The sequence below is a fragment of the Belnapia mucosa genome, from assembly GCF_016775475.1.
GTDB classification, from domain to species: Bacteria; Pseudomonadota; Alphaproteobacteria; order Acetobacterales; family Acetobacteraceae; genus Belnapia; species Belnapia mucosa.
Genome location: NZ_JAEUXJ010000001.1, coordinates 314651 through 328202 on the forward strand (window position 1 = coordinate 314651; position 13552 = coordinate 328202).

Sequence of the window (13552 nt, forward strand, 5' to 3'; positions counted from 1 at the left end):
GCCTGCGATGGCTGCCGCCGCTTCCGGCGCCGCTCGAAGGCCCGGGACCGTCCGAATGCCGAAAATGCAGTTACATTCTGTAAAAACCGGTGAGCGATGCAACAATTCGAGACGCTCCGGAATGCGTGAGGTCGTCACCAGCTCGTCTTTGCCTCGAATTCTCACTTGCAAGACGCCGCGACCCATCCTGACGCCCGCCGCCTCTCAGCCTTCGTCTGTGTCCGTCCTGCATCGCCTGGCCCAGCTGGTGTTCCAGGAGCCGCCCTCAGGTAATGACGGAGGGCTCCGCCCGGCCGGTATGCGCCTCGATCCCGGCGATCTCGCGCGCGGCGGCGATGATCGGGGCCAGCACCTCCTGCACCGGCAGGGCATGGCGCGCCGGATCCGGCTCGAAGCGCTCGAGATAGACCCGCAGCGTGGCGCCGACCGTGCCGGTGCCGGAGAGGCGGAAAACCGCCCGCGCATCCTCGGCAAACAGGATGCGCACGCCCTGCGCCGCGGTGACCGAGCCATCGACCGGATCGGCATAGGCGAAGTCGTCCGCCGCCTCCACCGTCAGCCCGCCGAAGCGGGTGCCGGGGAGGGTGGCGAGGCGCTCACGCAGGGCGGTCATCAGCCCCTGCGCGGCAGCGGCATCCACCTCCTCATAGTCGTGGCGGGTGTAGTAATCGCGGCCGTATTCCGCCCAGTGCGCCCGCACCAGGTCATCGGCGCGCTGGCCGGTGGCGGCGAGGATGTCGAGCCAGAGCAGCACGGCCCAGAGCCCATCCTTCTCCCGCACATGGTCGGAGCCGGTGCCGGCACTTTCCTCGCCGCAGAGGGTGATGCGGCCGGAATCCAGCAGGTTGCCGAAGAATTTCCAGCCCGTCGGCGTTTCGTAGCAGGGGACGCCGAGGCGCTTCGCCACCCGGTCCACCGCCCGGCTGGTCGGCATGGAGCGGGCGACGCCCGAGAGGCCCCGCGAATAGCCGGGGGCGCGATGCGCCTGCGCCGCGAGGATGGCCAAGCTGTCGCTCGGCGTCACGAAAAGGCCGGGTGCGACAATCATGTTGCGGTCGCCATCGCCATCCGAGGCGGCGCCGAAATCGGGCGCATCGGGCCCCATCATCTCGGCCATCAGCGCCTCGGCATGGACCGGGTTGGGGTCCGGGTGGTGGCCGCCGAAATCGGGCAGCGGCGTCGCATTCACCACCGTGCCGGCGGGGGCGCCGAGACGGCGCTCCAGGATCTCCTGCGCATAGGGGCCGGTCACCGCGCTCAACGCGTCGAAGCGCATGCGGAAGCCGCCACGGAACAGGCCGGCGATCCGGTCGAAATCGACGAGTTGCTCCATCAGCGCGGCGTAGTTGGTGACCGGGTCGACCACCTCGACCCGTGCCTCGCCAAGCCGCGTCTCACCGAGCCGGTCGAGATTCGGGGCCGCCTCCTCCATGATGCGGTATCCGGTCAGTGCCGAGGCGCGGCGGTAAATGGCACCGGTCACCTCCTCGGGCGCCGGGCCGCCATTGGCCATGTTGTATTTGATGCCGAAATCACCCTCCGGCCCGCCCGGATTATGGCTGGCCGAGAGGATGATGCCGCCGACCGCGCCGCTCGATCGGATCAGGGCAGAGGCGGCGGGGGTCGAGAGCAATCCGCCCTGGCCGACCAGGATGCGGCCGACGCCATTCGCCGCGGCGATGCGGATCACCGTCTCCGCCGCCTCGCGGTTCAGGAAGCGCCCGTCGCCGCCCAGCACCAGCGTGGCGCCGCGCAGCCGCTCGCCCACGGTATCGAGGATCGCCTGGACGAAATTCTCGACGTAATGCGGCTGCCGGAACACCGCGACCTTCTTGCGCAGGCCGGAAGTGCCGGGCTTCTGGTCGGCATAGGGGCGGGTGGGCACGATGCGGATGCTCATGCGCGGTCTCCGGCAGGGGGGCGGACGTCCGGGGAGGGATTCGGGCGCCGTTCCGGCCGCGTCAAGCCACGAGGCCGGGGGCCTCTCAGTGTTGCACGAAGATCGGGCAGGGTGCCCGGCGCAGCAGGATGCGCGTCGCCGAGCCGAGCAGCAGGGTGCGCAGCCCGGAATTCTCAAAGGCACCCATGACCAGCATCCGGGCATGGGTCGTGGTGGCTTCGGCCAACAGCAATTCGGCCGGATGCCCGCCGGCCACGGCCCATTCCTCCACCGCCAGCCCGTGCCGGCGGAGAAGAGCGGCGCCCTCGGCCGCCAGCCGCGCCGCCTCCGCCGCATCCGGATCGGCCGAGAACAGCTTCACCGGCGCACCCGCTCCGAGGCCGAGCAGGGCGAAGGAGTGCAGCGCCCGCATCGCCGGCAGCGAGCCGTCATAGCCGACCAGCACTGGCCCTGCGGCTGCGGGGCCAGGCGGGACGACCAGCAATGGCCGGGCGCCGTCGCGCAGCAGGGCCGGGATCACCGGGGCGAGGCCATCCTCCGTCTCCTCCCGGCCGAGGGTGCTGTCGCGGCCCAGCATGATGAGGTCGTGCCGCACCCCGGCTCGCAGCAGGGCAGGCTCGGGCGCCTCCTCCAGGGTGACGGTCTCGATCGGCAGGTCGCCGGCTGCCTCCCGCGCCGCGGCGAGGGCAGCGGCGGCCTCCGCCTCCAGCCGGGCGGCCAGCGCCGCATTGCGATGCGCGGCGAAGGCAGCGCCGCCGACCGGCACAGCTTCGCGCGCACCGAGGGTATGGGGCCGGTCGAGGATCGCCGCGGCGGTGAGGGCAGCGCCAGTGCGGCGGGCGAGGGCAATCGCCATCGCCCGCGCCGCCAGGGCGCCAGGAGTGTCATCGAGGGCGAGCAGGATGCTGCGGAGCATGGGCCGCAGCCTAAGCCGCCTGCCGCCGGAGGACCAGGAAGCCGGTGGTGCAGAGGATCAGCGCGACGGCGAGGCTTGCCAGCGCCGCGCCGATGCCACCCCAGGCGGCGACCAGGCCGGAGACCGCCTGCATCACCGCCGCCCCGCCGAAGAAGGCGATGTTCAGCGCCGAGAGCGCCCGGCCGGTGCGCTCCGGCGGCACCGCGGCGCGGACCAGGCCGAAGGCCACCATCTGGAAGGAGATGATGGCACCGATCAGCGCGAAGATCACCGCATCCCAGCCTGTTGGCAGCCTCACCCCGGCGATCAGCGCCAGGATCAGCGCGGCCACCGCGTAATGGCTGCCGGCCAGCAGCAGCACCGGCCGCCCGACCACCCGTTCCACCCAGCCCCAGACCACGGGGGCGATGGTCAGTGCCAGGGCGCAGCCGAAGAGGATATGCCCTGCCTCGATCCGGGTGAGGCCCTTCACCTCCATCAGCCAGGGCCCGCCCCAAAGGCCGCGCAGCCCGAGCACCACGGCGAAGCTGGCGAAGCCGAAGACCATCAGGGCGCGCAGCGCCGGGGAGACCGCGATCGCCAGCACCTCCCCGGCATCCTGCAGCAGGGATCGTCCGGCCTGGCGCGGCGGTGCCGGCTGGCGGACGGTGAGCGCGACGGCGGTGAAGGCGAAGGCCGCCAGCCCCGCCATGGCCCAGTAGCCGGCCCGCCAGCCCGACCGGTCCACCAGCCAGGCGAGAGGGCTGGAGGAGAGCAGCATCCCGGTATTGCCGACCGTCAGGATGATCCCGGACCAGAGGCCGAAGCGGCTGGCCGGCACCGCGCGTGCGGCATAGGTGATCGGGCCCATCAGCATCCCGGCGCAGCCGGTGCCGAGCACGAGCTGCGCCAGGAGCATGCCCGGCACGCCGGGCGCCATGGCTGCCAGCGCCGCGCCGATCCCGGCCACCGCCAGCACCGAGAGCGCGGTGCGCCGCACCCCGAAGCGGTCCAGCCCGACGCCGACCGGGACCATGGCGATGGCGAAGGCGAAGGGAAAGGCGCCGGTGAGCGCCGCCAGCCCCTCGGCCGATAGGCCGAGATCGCGCTGCATCACATCGGCTGCAATCGCCGGCAGGGTGCGGACGGCATTGGAGAGCACATGGCCGAGCGCGAGCGCCAGGATCGGCACCGCGGGGCCGCGATTCTGCGGCACGTTTCCTCCCAGGGTGATGGGTCCTGCGGCCTAGTTCCGGAACATCTTGCCCGGGTTGAGGATACCCTTCGGGTCGAAGCTCGCCTTGATGCCGCGCATCAGGGCCAGTGCCTCGGCGCCATGCTCCTGCTCGAGGAATTCGCGCTTGCCGAGGCCGACGCCATGCTCGCCCGAGCAGGTGCCGCCGAGGGCGAGGCCGCGGGCGACGATCTTGCGGTCGATCTCCCAGGCCTTCTCATGCCCCTGCGGGTCGTTCGGGTCGAACAGGATGACCTGATGGAAATTGCCGTCGCCGACATGGCCGACGATGCAGGTCGTGGCGCCGGCGGCCAGCGCATCCTCCTTGGCGCCGAGGATCGCCTCGGCGAGGCGGGAGATGGGCACGCAGACATCGGTGGTGATGCCGCGCCAGCCGGGAATCAGCGCGATCGCCGCCCAATAGGCATCGTGCCGGGCCTTCCAGAGGCGGTTGCGCTGCTCGGCATCGGTCGCCCAGGCGAAGCCCTCGCCGCCGAAATCGGCCGCGATCGCCTCCACCGCCTCGGCCTGCTCGGTGACGGCGGCGCGGCTGCCATGGAATTCGAGGAAGAGCGTCGGCGTGGCGCGGTAGCCTTCGAGCTTCGAATACCGGATGCAGGCCTGCATCTGGTCGGCATCCAGCAGCTCGATCCGGGCCACGGGGATGCCGGCCTGCATGGTGGCGATGGTGGTCTCGACCGCGGATTTCAGGTCAGGGAATTGGCAGACCGCGGCCGACATCGCCTCCGGGATGCCATGCAGGCGCAGGCGGATCTTCGTGATGACGCCGAGCGTGCCCTCGGAGCCGATGAAGAGCCGGGTGAGGTCATAGCCATTGGCCGCCTTCCGCACCCGCCCGCCGGTCTGGATGACCCGGCCATCAGCCAGCACCACCTCCAGCCCCAGGACATTCTCGCGGATGGTGCCGTAGCGGACGGCGGCGGTGCCGCTGGCGCGCGTCGCGCACATGCCGCCGATGGTGCAATGGCTGCCGGGATCGACCGGGAAGAACATGCCCTGGTCGCGCAGATGGTCGTTGAGCTGCTGGCGGGTCACGCCCGGCTCGATCAGGCAGTCCATATCCTCGGCATTGACCTCGAGGATATTGGCCATGCGCGAGAGGTCGAGCGAGATGCCCCGCCGCACCGGGTTCACATGCCCCTCCAGGCTGGTGCCGGCGCCGAAGGCGACCAGCGGCACGCCATGCTGGTTGCAGAGGGCGAGGATGCGGCTGACCTCCTCGGTCGATTCGGCGAAAACGACCGCGTCCGGCAGGGTCGGCGGCGTCTGGTCCTCGCCGCGGCTGTGCTGCTCGCGGATCGCCTGGGCGGTCGAGAGGCGGTCGCCGATCAGGTCGCGGATGCCGGCGATGACGGCGTCGACGGGGCGGGAAGCGATGGTGTTCATGGGGTTTCCTCGTCCCGCGCGAGCGGGCAGGTCAGGCAATGCGGGCCGCCGCCGCCGGCGGTGAACAGCGAAAGGGCGGGGTCGAGCACGGTGAGGCCCTCGGCCCGGAGCGCGGCATTCAGGTCGCGGCTTTCGGCCGCGGATATCACGCGGCCCGCGCCGAGGGAAAGGATGTTGCAGCCGAGCTGCATCGCTGCCCGGTAGGGCACCGGCAGGCAGCGGATGCCTCTGGCCGCCAGCCAGGCGGTGAAATCATCCGGCAGGACATCGAGGCAGGCGACGGCGAGGCCGGGCGCGGCCAGGCAGAACAGCACGTCGAGATGCAGGAAATGCTCCTCGAAGGGCTGGATGCGGACCTCCCAGCCCTCGGCGCGCAGCCAGCCGGCGAGTTGTTCGGCGCCGTCGAGATCGGTGCGGCCGCCGCTGGCGCCGATCAGGGCAAGGCCGGGGCGGAGGATATGAATGTCGCCCCCCTCCAGCGTGCCGGCCGAGGATTTCCGCCAGAAGCGGCCCTCATGCCAATCGATCAGCGCAGCATATTCGCCCCGCCGCTGCGGCCGTTCCAGCTGGCAGAGCACCGGGCCGCGATGGGTCACCACCACGCTGTCCCGGGTATAGGCCATGTAGGGCAGGTGCGGCTCGGGCGGCAGGTGATGGACGGTGGCGCCACCCGCTTCCAGCGCCGCGACCAGTTCCCGGTGCTGGGCCTGCAGCCTCTGGAGGTCGGCCTGGCCGCCGCCGGCCAGCGTCCGCCGGGCGATGCTGTTGGTCGGCAGCCAGCGGTAATGGTCAGGCGCGCAGACCAGCACGTCGCGCAGCCGCCCGGTCTCGGAGGTGACGGTCCATTCAGGCATGGCGCCAGGGTGCCGCCGCGGGCGGGCGGCGTCCAGGGTCAGGGGCGCAGGACGGAGTCCTCGGTTTCCCAATGCCCCCCGAGGCGGGCGATGGTGTCTTCGAAGGCCGCATCGCCGGCCGGGAAGGGGCCGATCATCGCCGTGGCGGGCTTGCCGGCCGCGTTCAGCAATTGCCAGCCCCAATTGCCGAGGGTCGGCTCCCAGCAGACGCGGACGCAGGCGTAGCGGCGGATCAGCAGCCCGGGTCGTTCCGGGTCATCCCGGGTGATGACGAGGGTGCGGAGATGCATGCGGCGAGACCGGTCCAGACGGCTGACCATGGGCCTGTTCCGCTTGCCGGGGCATGGCGGGCGGATTGCGGCCCCGCGCATTCTCCGGCCCGCCCTCGCGTTGACGACCCTCTGCCCGGCGCCTAGCGTCGCCCCTGCGAATGGAATCCCAAGGGGGAAGCGATGCCCAACAAGGTCAAGGCAGCATGGAAGGCCGGCAAGGCCGTGGTGAATGGCTGGCTCGCCATTCCCAATGCCTTCAGCGCCGAGATGTACAGCCAGGCCGGCTGGGACAGCGTGACCGTCGATATGCAGCATGGCGTGCAGGACTACCTCTCCTGCGTCGCCTGCTTCCAGGGCATGCAGCCCTCCGGCGTTACCCCCATGGTGCGGGTGCCCTGGAACGAGCCGGGCATCATCGGCAAGGTGCTGGATGCCGGCGCCTATGGCGTGATCTGCCCGATGGTGAATACCGAGGCCGAGGCGCGCGCCCTGGTGCAGTATTCGAAGTATCCGCCGAAGGGGACGCGCAGCAACGGCCCGATCCGCGCCGGCGTCTATGGCGAGGCGGGCGGCTACCAGAAGACCGCCAATGACGAGATCCTCGTCATCCCGATGATCGAGACCCAGACCGCGCTCGACAACCTCGAAGCCATCCTCGACGTGCCGGGGATCGACGCGATCTATGTCGGCCCCTCAGATCTCGGCCTGTCGCTCGGCATGCCGGCCATCCTCGACCGCGAGGAGCCGGAAATCCTCAAGATCTACGAGCGGCTGATCAAGGAGACCTCGAAGCGCGGCATCGCGGCCGGGCTGCATAATTCCTCGCCGAAATACGCGAAGAAGATGATCGATATGGGCTTCAAGCTGGTGACCGTCGGCGGCAACGATGTCGGGTTGATGGTCAACGCAGCCAAGGCCGCGATCAAGGAAGCGCGCGGCGGCTGAATGCCGGGCCTCCTCGCCGGCCGGCTGGTGCAGATCGGGGTGGTGCTCACCCTCCTATCGGCACTGACCTGGCTGGCGATGGGGCTGATGCCGGGCGACCCGGTCGATCTGGCGCTGAGCGCCGACCCTCGGCTGACCGCCGAGGATGCGGCGCGGCTCCGGGCGCTGCACGGGCTCGACCAGCCTTTGTGGCAGCGCTACCTCGCCTGGGCCGGGGCGGTGCTGCGGGGGGAGTTCGGCTTCTCCCGCCTCTATGCGGTGCCGGTGACGGAGGTGCTCTGGCCGGCGCTGCGCTCCACCCTGGTGCTGCTCGGCTGGTCGCTGCTGCTCTCGGCGGGGCTCGGCATCGGGCTCGGCGTGCTGGGGGCGGTGCGGCGCGGCGCCGGGGTGCTGGCGGATGGCGTGGCCCTGCTGGCGCAGTCCCTGCCGGGCTTCTGGCTTGGCATCCTGCTCATCATCCTCTTCGCGGTGGAGCTCGGCTGGCTGCCGGCGGGCGGCATGGCCGAAGGCTGGGGCCTCGCCGAGGGCGCGCGCTTCCTGGCGCTGCCGGTGGCGACCCTCGCCTTCGTCAACATCGCCGCCTATGCGCGGCACAGCCTCTCGGCCATGCGGGAGGAGATGGCGCAGCCTTATATCCGCACCGCGCGCATGAAAGGCCTGCCGGAGCGGCAGGTGATCTGGGGCCATGCCTTCCCCAATGCCGCCATCCCGGTGGTGACGGTCGCGGCGCTGGATGCCGGCAGCCTGGTCTCCGGCGCGCTGGTGACGGAGACGATCTTCGCCCGCCCCGGCATGGGCAAGCTGATCTATGACAGCATCATGGGCAACGACTACAACCTGGCGCTGCTCGCCCTGCTGCTGGCGGCGCTGGTGACGATGCTGGCGACGCTGGCGGCCGATATCGTGCAGCGGATCATCGACCCGCGGCTGGCCGCTTGATCCGGCTGGCTTTGGGCCTGCTGCTGCTGGGGATGCTCGGGCTCGGCGCACTGGCGGCGCCCTGGGTGCAGGCTTGGCTGGGCACCGACCCTTTCGCTCCCGACCTGATGGCACGCTATGGCCCGGTCTCCGCCGCCCATCCCCTCGGCACCGACGAGCTGGGGCGGGACCTGCTGCTGCGGCTGCTGCATGGCGCGCGGGTCTCACTCAGCGTCGGGCTGGCGGTGGCGGTCGGGGCGACGGGGCTCGGCACGGCGATCGGGCTGCTGGCGGCCTGGCGGGGCGGCTGGGTGGATGCGGTGCTGATGCGCGTCGCGGACGGCATGCTCGCCTTGCCGGCCCTGCCGTTGCTGGTGGTGCTGGCCGCGGTGGATACCGGGCGCTTCGGCCTGCTACGGGGCGAGGCGGCCTCCGACATCCTGCGGATCGTGCTGATCCTCCTTATCTTCGGCTGGGTGGGCACGGCGCGGCTGGCCCGGGCGGCGGCGCTGACGCAGCTTTCGCTCGACTATGTGGCGGCGGCGCGGGTCTCGGGCGCCAGCGAGGGGCGGGTGCTGCTGCGGCATGTGCTGCCGAATATCGCGGGGCCGATCGGAGTCGCCGCGGCGCTGGCCGTCGCCGGAGCGATCCTGGCCGAGAGCACGCTGAGCTTCCTCGGCTTGGGGATTCAGCCGCCGGCGCCGAGTTGGGGCAACATGCTCTCCAACGCGCAGGAGATGGTCTTCTCGGCACCGATGCAGGCGGTCTGGCCGGGGCTCTGCATCCTGCTCGCTGTCGCGGGCTGCACCCTGGCGGCGGACGGGTTGCGGCGCCGCTGAGGCCGGGGCGCTGTTGCGCCGCAGCGAGGTGCGGTTTACGGTCGCGTCATTCGCTCGGACCCGGTGCAAACCCGGGTGGCTCTTCCGGCCGCCGATCCGCCGGACAACGCATCGATCCGGTGAGTCCAACCGCGCAGGACGCGGTGCGCTCGCCCTGTGCGGATGATATTCATGAAAACGCATTCTCGTTGGTGGCGCGACTGGTTCGGCAACCCGCGCGCCGACATCCTCTCGGGCATCGTCGTCGCCCTGGCGCTGATCCCGGAGGCGATCGGCTTCTCGGTCATTGCCGGGGTCGATCCGAAGGTCGGGCTCTATGCCTCGGTGCTGATCGCCTGCGTCATCGCCTTCGCCGGCGGCCGGCCGGCCATGATCTCGGCGGCGACGGCGGCGACGGCGGTGGTGATGACGGACCTCGTCCGCGACCATGGCCTGCAATACCTGCTGGCCGCGACCATCCTGATGGGCATCTTCCAGCTCATCGCCGCGGCGCTCCGGCTGGGGCGCCTGATGCGCTTCGTCTCCCGCTCGGTGATGACGGGCTTCGTCAATGCGCTGGCGATCCTGATCTTCCTGGCCCAGCTGCCGGAGCTCATCGGCGTGCCGCCGGTGACCTATGGGCTGATCGCCCTCGGCCTGGCCATCATCTATCTCTTCCCGCGGGTGACGCGGGCGGTGCCCTCGCCGCTGGTCGCCATCGCGGTGCTGACGGCGCTGACGGCCTGGCTCGGCCTCGACGTGCGGACGGTCGCCGATCTCGGCCAGCTGCCCTCGGCGCTGCCGGAATTCATCCTGCCGGATGTGCCGCTGAGCTTCGAGACGCTGCGGATCATCGCCCCCTATTCGCTGACGCTGGCCGCGGTCGGGCTGCTGGAGTCGCTGCTGACGGCGCAGATCGTTGACGACATGACCGACACGCCGAGCGACAAGAACCGCGAATGCGCCGGGCAGGGGCTGGCGAACATGGCCTCGGCCTTCTTCGGCGGCATGGGCGGCTGCGCCATGATCGGGCAGTCGGTGATCAATGTCGGCTCCGGCGCGCGGGGGCGGCTTTCGACCCTCGTCGCCGGCCTGTTCCTGCTTGTGCTGCTGGTGCTGCTGCAGGATCTGCTCGCCATCGTCCCCGTCGCGGCGCTGACGGCGGTGATGATCATGGTCTCGGTCAACACCTTCTCCTGGGACTCCATTGCCCGGCTGCGGAGCAACCCGCTGCCCTCCTCCGTGGTCATGCTGGCGACGGTGGCGACGGTGGTGGCGACGGCGGACCTGGCCAAGGGCGTGCTGGTCGGGGTGCTGCTCTCGGGCGTGTTCTTCGCCGGCAAGGTCTCGCGCCTCAGCCGGGTGACGGGCGAGCTCTCAGCCGATGGGACGGTGCGGACCTACCGGGTGGAGGGGCAGGTCTTCTTCGCCTCGGCCGGCGGCTTCGCCGAGGCGATCGACGTGACGGAGCCGGTGGAGCGCATCGTCATCGATGTCGGCGCCGCCCATTTCTGGGACATCTCGGCGGTCGGCGCGCTGGACCGCGTCGTGATGAAGGCGCGGCGCCAGGGCAGGGCGGTCGAGGTCATCGGGCTCAACGCGGCGAGCGAGACCATGGTGGAACGCTTCGGGACGCATCGGCAGGACGGGGCGGCGCCGGCCGCGCATTGACCGCGCGGGCCTCCGGCAACGGCGTGGACGTCACGATGAAGCGGCGATGGCCGTGGCCCGAGGTCATCGGATGATGCGCCGGTCCCGACTCCTCCGACCGGCTGGAGATGATCAGGCAGACGCCGGCGACGACCACGGCCGTCGCCAGCATCGCCAGCGGCGAGAGCGGCTCGGCGAAGATGAGCCAGCCGAGCCCCATCGCCACCACCGGGTTCACATAGGAGAAGGTGGTCGCCACCGCTGGCACCACCGCACTGACCAGATAGCCATAGGCGGTGAAGCCGACCACGGCGGTGAGGGTGAGCCAGAGCAGGCCGAGCCAGGACTGGCCCGATACAGCGTGCCAGTCCAGCCCGGTGACATCGCCCTTGAGGCTGGCGGCGATGAGCAGGACGGCGCCGCCGCAGAGCAACTCCATCCCTGCCGCCAGCCGAGGATCTTCCGGCAGGCCGACGCGCGGCGCCAGCACCGCGCCTAGCGCCCAGGCGCCCTGGCTGGCGACCAGCAGCGCGACGCCGAAGGGGTCGAGCCCGGCGCCGGGGCGCAGCAGCAGGCCGAGGCCGACCACCCCGACCACCAAGCCGAGCAGGGCACGGCGATGCGGGCGCTCGCGGAACAGCACGTAGCCGAGGCAGGCGGCGAAGATCGGCAGCAGCGCGGACATCACCCCTGCGATGCCGGAGGGCACCGTCCGCTGCCCGGCCGTCCCGACCCCGGCGCCGAGGGCGAGGATCAGCAGCCCGATCCCGAAGGCCGCCAGCCAGTGGCGGCGGGTCGGGCGCGGCGCGCCGGCGGCGCGGGACCAGGCGAAGAGGACCGCCCCCGCCACCAGCCCCCGGACACCGACGAGAAGCAGCGGCGGCAGCGTATCCAGCGCCGCCCGGGCACCGGCCGGTCCGGAGCCGAAGCTGGCATAGGTCGCGGCCAGGGCGAGCGGGACGCGCCAGCCCATGGCGCGCGGCAAGGACCTGGCCATGAATCCTCCCCCCTCCGGCCGTCAGCGCAGGAGGGGCGAACACGGGTGGCGCGGCAAAGTTCGGCGCTGATCTAGCGCCCTTTCTCCTTCCGCCAGGCGGCGAAGAGTTCCCGGTTCTTCGGATCCGTCATCGGATAGAGGCCGCGAATCGTGTGGCCGGCGGCGACGCGCTCCTGGACGAAATCCTCGCCGACCGTCTGCTCATAGGCTTCCTCGGCAACCTGGTCGGCGAGATGGGCGGGAATGCAGACCACGCCCTCCCCATCGCCCACCATGATATCGCCGGGATAGACCGGGACCTCGCCGCAGGCGATCGGCACGTTCAGGTCGACCGCATGGTGGCGGATCAGGTTGGTCGGGGCGCTGGGCGCGGCGTGGTAGACCGGCCAGGGCATTTCGGCGATCTCCGGCGTATCGCGGAAGCCGCCATCGGTGATGGCGCCGGCGACGCCGCGGGCCATGAGCCGCGTCAGAAGGATGCCGCCGGCGCTGGCGGCCTTGGGGTCGCCGCGGCTGTCCACCACGAAGACGTTGCCGGCCGGGCACTCCTCGACGCCCTTGCGCTGCGGATGGTCGGGATCGAGGAAGGCCTCGAGCTTGTCGAGATCCTCGCGGGCCGGGATGTAGCGCAGCGTATAGGCGGGGCCGACCAGCCGTGGTGCGGCGGGGTTCACCAGCCGCGGGCCCTGGAGGAAGAGATTCCGGAAGCCGTGCTTGAACAGCACGGTGGTCAGCGTGGCGGTGCTCACCTCGGCGAGCTTGCGGCGGGTTTCGGGGTTCATGGCGTCCCTGCGGCTGTGATCTGGCCCGGCCAGTCTGCCGAGACTGCACTCCGGCTGTCGAGGCGGCGCCGGCTAGCGGTCCGGCAGCCAGATCTCCAGCGTGCCGGAGGAGGGAGCCGGCTCGTAATTGCGGAAATCCTGGATCGCCCAGCCACGGCCGAGCCGCCCGGCGAGCCGTGCCGCCGCCGCCGCATCCTCGGTGTGGAAGTAGCGGACCACGCGCTGCGACGGCGTGCTGGTGACGAGGCGGGTATCGGCCACCTCGAAGCCGGAATCGCGGAGCTGCGGCACCAGCTCGGCCGCGCTATCCGCCGCCGCCACCGAGCCGGCGCGCATATGCAGGAAGACGCGCGCCTGGCCGGAGCCGGCCGACGGCGCCGGCGTGGCTGCGATGCCGGGCGGCAGGGTCAGCGGGCGCGGCGGGGCGCCGAGCACGATTGGCGGCGCGGGCGGCTGCGCCACCGAGGGAAGCGGCGGCGCGGCCTCGCGCCGGCTGGCCTGGGCCTGGGCGAGAGCCAGCTCGCGGCGGGTCGTGGCGAGATCGGCCTCGGCTGCCTGCCTCGCCTCGCGCAGGGCATTGAGCCGTGCCTGCTCGGCGGCGACAGAGGCGCGAAGGGAGGCGAGATCGGCCTCCAGCGCGGTGCGATCAGGGCCAGGGGGGACGGCAGGCACCGGGGCGGCGGGGACCGGCATGGCAGCCGGCGCCGCAGCCTGCTGGGCAACAGGCGGCGCGACGGGGGGATGCCGCAGGCCGAGACCAAGCAGCAATCCGCCGCCCAGACCCAGCACCGCCAGCACCAGCCCGACCAGCACCACGCGCCCCTGCCGCCGCTGCGGGCGCAGCAGGGGCGGGGCGGGTGGGCGCCGGTCCAGCATGCGG

At 71.4% G+C, this 13552-nt stretch carries 13 protein-coding genes and 1 other annotated feature; of the genes, 4 read left to right on the forward strand and 9 right to left on the reverse strand.

Annotation, left to right across the window (positions count from 1 at the left end):
• Positions 1 to 265 precede the first annotated feature (265 nt).
• From JMJ55_RS01480 to JMJ55_RS01505, 6 genes are all read right to left on the reverse strand, one after another.
• On the reverse strand, positions 266 to 1900 hold the full coding sequence (locus tag JMJ55_RS01480; protein ID WP_202823710.1) for an alpha-D-glucose phosphate-specific phosphoglucomutase: 1635 nt from the start codon (positions 1898 to 1900) through the stop codon (positions 266 to 268).
• Positions 1901 to 1985: 85 nt separating this feature from the next.
• The gene (locus JMJ55_RS01485; protein WP_202823711.1) at positions 1986 to 2816 is read right to left on the reverse strand and encodes a universal stress protein; all 831 of its coding nucleotides are present in this window, start codon (positions 2814 to 2816) and stop codon (positions 1986 to 1988) included.
• Between the two features lie 10 nt (positions 2817 to 2826).
• Entirely contained in the window at positions 2827 to 4011 is a 1185-nt protein-coding gene (locus JMJ55_RS01490) for an MFS transporter (protein ID WP_202823712.1), read from the reverse strand.
• Between the two features lie 30 nt (positions 4012 to 4041).
• On the reverse strand, positions 4042 to 5436 hold the full coding sequence (locus JMJ55_RS01495) for an FAD-binding oxidoreductase (protein WP_202823713.1): 1395 nt from the start codon (positions 5434 to 5436) through the stop codon (positions 4042 to 4044).
• Complete coding sequence (locus tag JMJ55_RS01500; RefSeq protein ID WP_202823714.1) at positions 5433 to 6290, reverse strand: dimethylarginine dimethylaminohydrolase family protein; 858 nt, start codon at positions 6288 to 6290, stop codon at positions 5433 to 5435. Before JMJ55_RS01500 ends, JMJ55_RS01495 begins: the two co-directional genes overlap by 4 nt.
• 38 nt (positions 6291 to 6328) lie before the next feature.
• Positions 6329 to 6610, reverse strand: coding sequence for a hypothetical protein (locus tag JMJ55_RS01505; protein WP_202823715.1), 282 nt, complete (start codon positions 6608 to 6610; stop codon positions 6329 to 6331).
• A gap of 132 nt (positions 6611 to 6742) precedes the next feature.
• On the opposite strand from JMJ55_RS01505, the gene JMJ55_RS01510 reads away from it, so the two are divergent.
• From JMJ55_RS01510 to JMJ55_RS01525, 4 genes are all read left to right on the forward strand, one after another.
• A complete protein-coding gene (locus JMJ55_RS01510) occupies positions 6743 to 7507 on the forward strand; it encodes an HpcH/HpaI aldolase family protein (protein ID WP_202823716.1) in 765 nt (254 codons plus the stop codon).
• Positions 7508 to 8446, forward strand: a complete 939-nt coding sequence (locus JMJ55_RS01515; RefSeq protein ID WP_202823717.1) for an ABC transporter permease — start codon at positions 7508 to 7510, stop codon at positions 8444 to 8446.
• Complete coding sequence (locus tag JMJ55_RS01520) at positions 8443 to 9264, forward strand: ABC transporter permease (protein ID WP_202823718.1); 822 nt, start codon at positions 8443 to 8445, stop codon at positions 9262 to 9264. The genes JMJ55_RS01515 and JMJ55_RS01520 overlap by 4 nt, the downstream gene beginning before the upstream one ends.
• A 53-nt stretch (positions 9265 to 9317) precedes the next feature.
• Positions 9318 to 9373 (forward strand) — a sequence feature (sul1 is cis-regulatory element that is thought to sense ions involved in sulfur or methionine metabolism; They are found in Alphaproteobacteria).
• Positions 9374 to 9435: 62 nt separating this feature from the next.
• On the forward strand, positions 9436 to 10914 hold the full coding sequence (locus JMJ55_RS01525) for a SulP family inorganic anion transporter (RefSeq protein WP_202823719.1): 1479 nt from the start codon (positions 9436 to 9438) through the stop codon (positions 10912 to 10914).
• On the opposite strand, the gene JMJ55_RS01530 is transcribed toward JMJ55_RS01525, so the two are convergent.
• The 3 genes from JMJ55_RS01530 to JMJ55_RS01540 all read right to left on the reverse strand — a co-directional run bounded on the left by JMJ55_RS01530 (position 10838) and on the right by JMJ55_RS01540 (position 13548).
• Positions 10838 to 11890: an EamA family transporter gene (locus JMJ55_RS01530; protein ID WP_202823720.1), complete on the reverse strand. Its 1053-nt coding sequence runs from the start codon at positions 11888 to 11890 to the stop codon at positions 10838 to 10840. The genes JMJ55_RS01525 and JMJ55_RS01530 overlap by 77 nt on opposite strands.
• 71 nt (positions 11891 to 11961) lie before the next feature.
• Positions 11962 to 12672 carry a ribonuclease activity regulator RraA gene (locus JMJ55_RS01535; protein WP_202823721.1) on the reverse strand — a complete coding sequence of 237 codons (711 nt, stop codon included), beginning with the start codon at positions 12670 to 12672 and terminating at the stop codon, positions 11962 to 11964.
• A 72-nt stretch (positions 12673 to 12744) separates the two neighbouring features.
• Positions 12745 to 13548: a hypothetical protein gene (locus JMJ55_RS01540; protein WP_202823722.1), complete on the reverse strand. Its 804-nt coding sequence runs from the start codon at positions 13546 to 13548 to the stop codon at positions 12745 to 12747.
• Between the last annotated feature and the right edge of the window lie 4 nt (positions 13549 to 13552).

What these genes read in the sequence shown, in the direction of transcription:
- JMJ55_RS01495 (WP_202823713.1), bottom strand. Translation starts at nt 5,436, where the DNA reads ATGAACACCATCGCTTCCCGCCCCGTCGACGCCGTCATCGCCGGCATC.
- JMJ55_RS01510 (WP_202823716.1), top strand. Translation starts at nt 6,743, where the DNA reads ATGCCCAACAAGGTCAAGGCAGCATGGAAGGCCGGCAAGGCCGTGGTG.
- JMJ55_RS01480 (WP_202823710.1), bottom strand. Translation starts at nt 1,900, where the DNA reads ATGAGCATCCGCATCGTGCCCACCCGCCCCTATGCCGACCAGAAGCCC.
- JMJ55_RS01485 (WP_202823711.1), bottom strand. Translation starts at nt 2,816, where the DNA reads ATGCTCCGCAGCATCCTGCTCGCCCTCGATGACACTCCTGGCGCCCTG.
- JMJ55_RS01535 (WP_202823721.1), bottom strand. Translation starts at nt 12,672, where the DNA reads ATGAACCCCGAAACCCGCCGCAAGCTCGCCGAGGTGAGCACCGCCACG.
- JMJ55_RS01500 (WP_202823714.1), bottom strand. Translation starts at nt 6,290, where the DNA reads ATGCCTGAATGGACCGTCACCTCCGAGACCGGGCGGCTGCGCGACGTG.
- JMJ55_RS01525 (WP_202823719.1), top strand. Translation starts at nt 9,436, where the DNA reads ATGAAAACGCATTCTCGTTGGTGGCGCGACTGGTTCGGCAACCCGCGC.
- JMJ55_RS01540 (WP_202823722.1), bottom strand. Translation starts at nt 13,548, where the DNA reads ATGCTGGACCGGCGCCCACCCGCCCCGCCCCTGCTGCGCCCGCAGCGG.
- JMJ55_RS01530 (WP_202823720.1), bottom strand. Translation starts at nt 11,890, where the DNA reads ATGGCCAGGTCCTTGCCGCGCGCCATGGGCTGGCGCGTCCCGCTCGCC.
- JMJ55_RS01515 (WP_202823717.1), top strand. Translation starts at nt 7,508, where the DNA reads ATGCCGGGCCTCCTCGCCGGCCGGCTGGTGCAGATCGGGGTGGTGCTC.
- JMJ55_RS01505 (WP_202823715.1), bottom strand. Translation starts at nt 6,610, where the DNA reads ATGGTCAGCCGTCTGGACCGGTCTCGCCGCATGCATCTCCGCACCCTC.